The following is a 3,831-nucleotide window of genomic DNA, read 5'->3' as shown; positions in this document are numbered from 1 at the left end:
AAACAACATATAGAATTTTTTTATTATATTTGAGAAAAAGTGAAAGAATGATAACTGTTAAAAATATTAGTATTAGTGGAACAAAGATTGAATAGTTAGTTATTTTTAAATTCCGGAATAATTCTGAAACCATTTTTTCTTTTAATAAATATTTTCCCTTAACTACAAAAAATATTGTAATAGCCAACAAACTTGAAAAAATTAAAATAATAACCTTAACAATATTCCTTGTTAATTTTTCTCTGGAATTAGCAACCATATATTCCATACCGAATGCAGAAAGAATTGAAAAACTAAACCCAAATTCAAACCAGTTTCTTGTAGGAACCCTAAATTTATTGTAAACAGGAATATGGAAAAAGAATTTATATATAGGAGTTTTATCGCCAAGAACAAGAATAAAAGAAATAATCAAGATAAAAATCCATAAAAACTTATGTTTATTTTTCGAAAATAAACCTATTATCAATAAAGGTATTGTAGCAACGCCAAAATATATCACCATTTCATTATAATTCCATGGACCAAAATAACTGGGAACATCCTGGTATTGGAAAAATGTATTTCCATAAATATATGGGAATACTAAAATTGGAATTAATTTAAAATCGAAAGAAAAAGAAGAAAAATATTCATAAGATATCGAGCTTCTTGTACTGTTAAGCATAAGCTCAATAGTAGGTGTAAGCTGAATAGAAACAATCAAAATACAAATTATAAAAATAGAGAGAGCTCTTAAAAAAAATAATCCTTTTTTACCTTCATAAATTAGTGCATAAAATGTTATGAAAATTAAAACTACAAAGGATAAATAAACAAATATTTGCGCATGTCCTGCAAAAAAAGATATTGAATAAAATATGCTGCATATAAATAAAAAATTTAAATCTTTGCTGCGCCTGTATTTAATTAAAAAAAACAGAATCAATGGCAACCATACCAAAGTATATAAAATATTTGGATGGCTTCTGTGAGTAATAGTTATTCCGCTGAACATAAAAATGATACTACCGGTAAAAATTGAAAAAATATTTAGCTTGTATTCTTTTAAGAAAAGGTGCATGAATATTCCTGCCAGCGAATAATGCAGCAATATTGATAAATTATGAGCAAGATGGACAGGAAATAATAAGTTTAAAATCATTGTAACCGGATAAAAAAGCCCGGCCTCATTATAGGCTAATAAAGGATAGCCGCTGAAATTAAAAATATTCCAAAAAGGCATTTCTCCGTTTTTAATTAAATTTGTTATTAGTTCTCTTAAAGGTAATATTATTGCAGTAGTATCTCCTGTCCCCAGTATCACAGAATTAATATTTAAAGAATCTTTAAAAAAGATAAAAGGAAGTGCAAGATAGCAAAGAAATAATAAGGGTTCTAATTTATTTTTTGACAAAATGTTAAGCTTATAATTATGCTTGTTATAAAGCAATAAAACCTCTGTCTTATATGGTCTATTAATATGGATTATTTCATTTTAAATAATCCATATTTTAAAATTACAAAAATTGCTCTGAATCCATCTTTCCAGTTTATCTTTTTACCTTCCTGGTAGGTTCTGCCATAATATGATATACCGACTTCATATATACGGCATCCTAGCCTGGCAACTTTTGCAGTTATTTCCGGCTCAAAACCAAATCGGTTTTCAGTAATTTTTACTTTTTTTATAATTTCTGCCTTAAACAATTTATAGCAGGTTTCCATATCTGTAAGATTCAGATTGGTAAACATATTTGAAAAATTTGTAAGAAATCTATTTCCTCTTGAATGCCAGTAAAATAAAATCCTGTGTGGTCTGCCTCCTATAAATCTTGAGCCATAAACCACATCTGCAAATCCATCCAACATGGGTTTTAACAAAATATTATATTCTTCAGGATCATATTCAAGGTCTGCATCCTGTACAATAACATAATCACCGGTAATGTTTTCAAATCCGGTTCTTAATGCGGCCCCTTTTCCTTCATTTTTTGATTTATAAATTACTTTTGACACCATCGGCTCAATCTTTTCTTTGAGAACTTCAATGGTCTTATTTTTCGAACCATCATCCACTACAATAATTTCTTTTTCAATGCCGTTTAAATCCACTAATAATACCTTATTGACAATATTTTCTATTGTTCTGTATTCGTTATAACAAGGTATTACTATTGATAATTTTTTATCTTTTTTTGTTTCCTCATTCATAATTCTTCTTATTTTTCTTATTTTTCTTATAATATATTTAAGACTTAAAATTAATTATTTCTAAACCATTCTATTGTTTTTTCAATACCCTCTTCAAAATTGACTTCAGGTTTCCAGTTTAATATCTTCTCTGCTTTGCTAATATCTGGACGTCTTACCATAGGATCATCAACCGGAAGCTCATGATAAACAATCTTACTACTGCTGTTGCAAACTTCTTTTATTTTTTCAGCCAGCTCCAGTATTGTCATTTCATCAGGATTTCCGATATTAACTGGAAAATGATAATCAGAGTTAATAAGTCTGAAAATACCGTTAATCTGATCACTTATATAACAAAAACTTCTTGTTTGCTTTCCATTTCCAAAAACAGTTATTTCTTTATTTTTAAGTGCCTGGCTAATGAAAGCAGGAATCGCCCTGCCATCATTTTTTCTCATCCTCGGGCCATAAGTGTTAAAAATCCTTACTATATGGGTATCAAGACCCTGCTGCCTGTGATAAGCCATGACAAGAGCTTCGGCAAATCTTTTAGCTTCGTCATAGACTCCTCTTGGTCCTACAGGATTAACATTTCCCCAGTATTCTTCAGTCTGAGGATGTATTTTTGGATCTCCATAAACTTCTGAAGTAGATGCCAGTATCATTTTTGCTCTCTTTGCTTTGGTAAGACCCAGAACATTATGTGTTCCAATTGCGCCAACTTTCAATGTCTGTATTGGAAGCTGCAGATAGTCAATAGGACTTGCAGGAGATGCAAAATGAAAAATCAAATCAACAGGTCCGGGTATATTTATTTCATCAGTAATATTATGATTGATAAATATAAAATCATCATCTGTTATATGATCAATATTTCTTAAAGAACCGGTTATCAGGTTATCCATACAGATAACTTTATATTTATTTTCAATAAGAAAATCACATATATGGCTTCCAATAAAACCTGCACCGCCAGTCACAAGGGCTGTTTTTTTGTTTTTCATTTTATCTTCCTATGCCTATATATCTAAAACCGATATCCTCCAAAGCCTTCTTATCAAACATATTTCTTCCGTCAATAAAAATATTATGCGACATCATGGATTTGGCTTTTATAAAATCCAGTTTTTTGAATTCATTCCATTCAGTTGCAAGTATAACAAGGTCTGAATTATCAATAGCTGAGTACATATCTTCAACCATCTCAACTTTTTCACTTAGAGTATCTGGTCTGGATTTAACTATGGGATCATATGCCTTTATTTTTGCACCAAGATTTACAAGACTATTCATTATGGAAATTGAAGGAGCTTCTCTTGTATCATCCGTATCAGGTTTAAAAGCTATCCCAAGCACTGCAATGGTTTTCCCTTTAACTATTTTTAATTCATCCTGCACTTTTTTCACTATTTTAAGTCTTTGTTCTTTATTAACATTTATAACAGAGTTTAGAATCTGGGGAGTCATGCCGTATTCATTAGCTATATAAGCAAGAGCTGAAACATCTTTTGGAAAGCAAGAGCCTCCCCATCCGATGCCTGCATTTAGGAATTTCGGACCTATTCTTGAATCAAGCCCTATTCCTTTTGCAACCATTAAAATATCTGCCCCTACTTTTTCACATATATTTGCTATCTCGTTTATAAAAGAGATTTT

At 30.3% G+C, this 3,831-nt stretch carries 4 protein-coding genes; all 4 read right to left on the bottom strand.

Annotation, left to right across the window (positions count from 1 at the left end):
• On the bottom strand, positions 1-1,396 hold a 1,396-nt coding region (locus tag GXZ93_02210), incomplete at its 3' end, for a YfhO family protein (GenBank protein ID HHT78598.1).
• A gap of 71 nt (positions 1,397-1,467) precedes the next feature.
• Positions 1,468-2,193 carry a glycosyltransferase family 2 protein gene (locus GXZ93_02205; protein ID HHT78597.1) on the bottom strand — a complete coding sequence of 242 codons (726 nt, stop codon included), beginning with the start codon at positions 2,191-2,193 and terminating at the stop codon, positions 1,468-1,470.
• A gap of 50 nt (positions 2,194-2,243) precedes the next feature.
• Positions 2,244-3,179, bottom strand: a complete 936-nt coding sequence (locus tag GXZ93_02200; GenBank protein HHT78596.1) for an SDR family oxidoreductase — start codon at positions 3,177-3,179, stop codon at positions 2,244-2,246.
• Between the two features lies 1 nt (position 3,180).
• Positions 3,181-3,831: UDP-glucose/GDP-mannose dehydrogenase family protein (locus GXZ93_02195; GenBank protein HHT78595.1), on the bottom strand; the 651-nt coding region annotated here is incomplete at its 5' end.

It is taken from the genome of Actinomycetota bacterium (assembly GCA_012837825.1).
Lineage (GTDB): Bacteria > Actinomycetota > Humimicrobiia > Humimicrobiales > Humimicrobiaceae > Humimicrobium.
This window is presented reverse-complemented; position numbering and strand designations above follow the sequence as displayed.